Annotated in this window: 3 protein-coding genes and 1 pseudogene; 2 read left to right on the top strand and 2 right to left on the bottom strand. The window is 55.9% G+C overall.

Annotation, left to right across the window (positions count from 1 at the left end):
- Window positions 1–194: pseudogene (locus ABX962_RS32750) on the bottom strand (serine/threonine-protein phosphatase); the annotation flags it as partial.
- A gap of 313 nt (window positions 195–507) precedes the next feature.
- Between ABX962_RS32750 and ABX962_RS32745 the strand changes: the two are divergent.
- Complete coding sequence (locus ABX962_RS32745; protein WP_372725893.1) at window positions 508–999, top strand: LURP-one-related/scramblase family protein; 492 nt, start codon at window positions 508–510, stop codon at window positions 997–999.
- Between the two features lie 214 nt (window positions 1,000–1,213).
- The gene (locus ABX962_RS32740; RefSeq protein WP_372725892.1) at window positions 1,214–2,755 is read left to right on the top strand and encodes a YifB family Mg chelatase-like AAA ATPase; all 1,542 of its coding nucleotides are present in this window, start codon (window positions 1,214–1,216) and stop codon (window positions 2,753–2,755) included.
- A gap of 375 nt (window positions 2,756–3,130) precedes the next feature.
- On the opposite strand, the gene ABX962_RS32735 is transcribed toward ABX962_RS32740, so the two are convergent.
- Window positions 3,131–3,343 (bottom strand): hypothetical protein, encoded by a 213-nt coding sequence (locus ABX962_RS32735; protein ID WP_372725891.1) that lies wholly within the window; start codon window positions 3,341–3,343, stop codon window positions 3,131–3,133.
- Window positions 3,344–3,543 lie beyond the last annotated feature (200 nt).

Below are 3,543 nucleotides of genomic sequence, written 5' to 3'. Positions count from 1 at the left end.
CCAAAGAACGTCAGCGGTGGATCGTGCGGCAAACTCGTCGAGGTCGAACTAACACTCAAGCGGCGAGTTCCCACCAAAAACTGGTCTTGGTTCGAATCGCGTGCTCTGCCGATGTCGGTCAAGCCGTACGTGTCAATCGTGACGCCAAAGTCCCCGTGGGATTGCGGGTCCGAACCACTGTTAGCACCATTCATGTCGTTCGCTGCTCACCGGGCAATATGATTAGATTCACGCTGAAATGCGGAGCTGGACAACAAGCCCTACCTTAAATTACCAAAATGCCATCGATCTGTCGCTAATCCCAAGACTGCCATGTTGGCGTCGTCCCGAAAGCTTGCCAAAAGGCATTTGGAACGAGCAAACCGACGTGGGACACCGAGGGTTAATAACAAGAGAAGAATAAAAGCTGCGCCCAAAACAATTGACTTTCTTGCCTAGCAATGATCCGCTGACCCCTAAAACGCACACATCAGCCGATTTCGTGCAGACCATTTTTTCGGAGCACCGATGATCTTTCGCATCAAAGAAAAGTTTTGGGCGTGGGGCGACGACTTTTCCATTACCGATGCCAGCGGCGACTCGCGGTATTACGTTGATGGCAAAGCGTTTTCATGGGGCGATAAACTCTCGTTCCAAGACACCCGCGGCAACGAACTGGCATTCATCAGCCAAAAACTGCTGTCATGGAAACCGACTTACCAAATCCTGATCGAAGGTCGTGTTTTTGCTGAAGTCAAGAAAGAGTGGACTTGGTTCAAGAAGCAATTCACGCTCGATGTCCCTGGTCCTAACGACTACACGATCATCGGATCGTTTTGGTCGCATGAATTCACGTTCGAGCGAAGCGGCCGGACCGTCGCAACGGTCAGCAAGAAGCGGTGGTCGTGGACCGACTGTTATGGGGTCGAGATCGTCGATGGCGAAGACGAAGTCGCCGTGCTGTGTGCCTGCATCGTGATCGACCAAGTCTTGCACGATGAATCCAATCGCAACGACTAATCGCCTCCGGCGCCGTCTCAGAGGAACATCAAGGAATTCCGCCGTTTTTCGTCCCGAAAGTCGCGGAGACTTTCGAAGTTAGACGTCGAAGGCCGAAACTCTTTACCGCGGAGCAAGCGAGATCCGGTATGATAAAGCGGGGATGATCGATGCGTCGGCAGGGCAACTCGAGTTCGATCGTCCGACCTTTTCTTCTGTGAAAACCGAGGCTCTCATGCTCGCGCGACTGAAAACGTTCACGCTGTTGGGGATCGAGGCGATGCCGGTCGATGTCGAAGTCGACATCTCGCCCGCCGCGATGCCCAAGACGATCTTGGTCGGATTGCCCGACGCGGCGGTCAAAGAGAGCACCCACCGCGTCGAACGCGCGATCGTCAACAGCGGCTTCGTTCGGCCTCAAGACCGAGTCGTGATCAACCTGGCCCCGGGTGACCTGCCAAAACAAGCGGCCTCGTTCGATCTGCCCGTCGCACTGGGCGTGCTTGCTGGCAGCGGTCAATTGGCGCTCGACCGACTCGAAGATTACGCCGTCGTTGGTGAACTCGCACTCGAAGGACTGACACGGCCCATCCGAGGTGCGCTATCGATCGCAATCGAAGCCTCCAAGAACACGAATTTGAAAGGCCTAGTCGTACCGGCCGAAAACGCACACGAGGCCGCCGTCGTCGATGGCATCGAAGTGATTCCGGTATGCAGTTTGTCGCAAGCGGTGGCCTTTTTTGCGGGCGAGATCGAGATCGATCCAATGCCAAGCTGTGTCAATCAATTGTTCGAAGAGTTCAGCACCTACGAAGTGGACTTTGGTGACGTTCGCGGCCAAGAGTCGGCCAAACGAGCGATGACACTGGCCGCCGCTGGAAACCACAATCTCATTATGGTCGGCCCGCCAGGCAGCGGCAAAACGATGCTGGCCAAACGGATGCCGACGATCCTGCCGCCGCTGACGGCACCCGAATCGATTGCGACAACGCGTATCTACAGTGCGCTCGGGCAACTGCCCGCCGGTCAACCGCTGTTGGCGTGTCGTCCGTTTCGAAGTCCGCATCATACGATCAGCGATGCGGGATTGGTCGGCGGTGGAAGCCCTCCATCGCCGGGCGAAATCAGCAAGGCACACAACGGCATTTTGTTCTTGGACGAACTTCCCGAGTTCAACCGCAAAACACTCGAGGTGATGCGGCAACCGCTCGAAGACGGCGTCGTCACGATCTCGCGTGCCCTCCGCAGCACGACGTTCCCTGCGAACTTTATGTTGATCGCCGCCGCCAACCCATGTCCTTGTGGTTACCGCAGTGATCCACGCCGGACTTGTAATTGTTTGCCGACACAAATTGAAAAGTACATGGGAAAGATTTCAGGTCCGCTGATGGATCGGATCGACATTCATATTGAAGTTCCCGCGGTTCCGTTCGATGAACTTTCATCGCCCGCCAGTGGCGGATCCACCAGTGCCCAGATGCGAGCGGATGTCATGAAAGCTCGCGAAGGCCAACTGGCTCGGTTCGGTAACGGAGCGGTTCAGTACAATGCGCAAATGAGCAGCCGGCAAGTACGACAATTCTGCAAACTGAACCGGCCGTGTCAGCACATGCTGCGGCACAGTGTCGAGGAGATGGGATTATCGGCGCGAGCTCACGACAAGATCCTGCGAGTGGCAAGGACGATCGCCGACGTCGCTGGCGATGAATCGATCGACGAAACCCACCTCGCCGAAGCCATCGGCTACCGCAGCCTAGACCGCGACTTTGGGAGTTGAGCAGGTAAGCTGGAAGATTGGGTGAAATCCCGTTAGCCCCAACGGGCAACGCTGTGAAGCATTCTCCATTTCGTAAGTGATGCTCTCGGCGGCTAAAGCCTGCACACCAACGGTTCGGACCGAGAATGCTGGTGTCCAGGCTTTAGCCGCCACGTCACTGGTTCCCGTTTCCCGCTTAAAACATCCTCCACAGCGTTGCCTAAAGGGGGCGATCCTGAGTCACCCCAGGGCGAAGCACAACGCCGCCCTTAAGCCACTTCGCTAGAGGCAACCGAATAGGCCGGAGACCAGCACACTGAGCGAGGTCGTGGGGCCCGTCCGACCTCTCCGAAGCTGACGCTTGGGCGAGGTGACTCGTGCTGCACGCTGCGTTTTTCAAAACGCAGATAGCTCGGCTAACTCGATCCGGGTGATGCGCGTTTCGGCGAGGCCGTTGTTCTTCTTGCGGTCTCCGGCGCAGTGGCCTAGTAACATTGCGTCCGCGGTGAACTCGATCGCGGTGTAACAGTACCAACCGTCGGGGTTGTTAAATAGCGTGATCGATCGACGCCAAGCCTTGCCTTCATCGTCGCTGATGGCGAATGACAAACGGAGGAGGCAAGATGTCTGGAACTGATTGCATCTGGTCGCGGATCGTCGCTACCGAAATTTAAAAACTCAATTTTATACAGTCTGAGACTCTCAATTCGGTGCAGCGTATGCACATGGCAAATTTTGAAAATTTCGAGGACGGACTATTGACGACGCACCATCCGGGGGGCATTATTCGCAAATGACGTTTGGCGTTT

This window comes from Novipirellula sp., assembly GCF_041583735.1.
In the GTDB taxonomy this organism is placed as follows: domain Bacteria; phylum Planctomycetota; class Planctomycetia; order Pirellulales; family Pirellulaceae; genus Novipirellula.
This window is presented reverse-complemented; position numbering and strand designations above follow the sequence as displayed.

Bases quoted from the DNA above. Each gene is read 5' to 3' on its own strand.
- ABX962_RS32745 (WP_372725893.1), top strand. From the start codon at position 508: ATGATCTTTCGCATCAAAGAAAAGTTTTGGGCGTGGGGCGACGACTTT.
- ABX962_RS32740 (WP_372725892.1), top strand. From the start codon at position 1,214: ATGCTCGCGCGACTGAAAACGTTCACGCTGTTGGGGATCGAGGCGATG.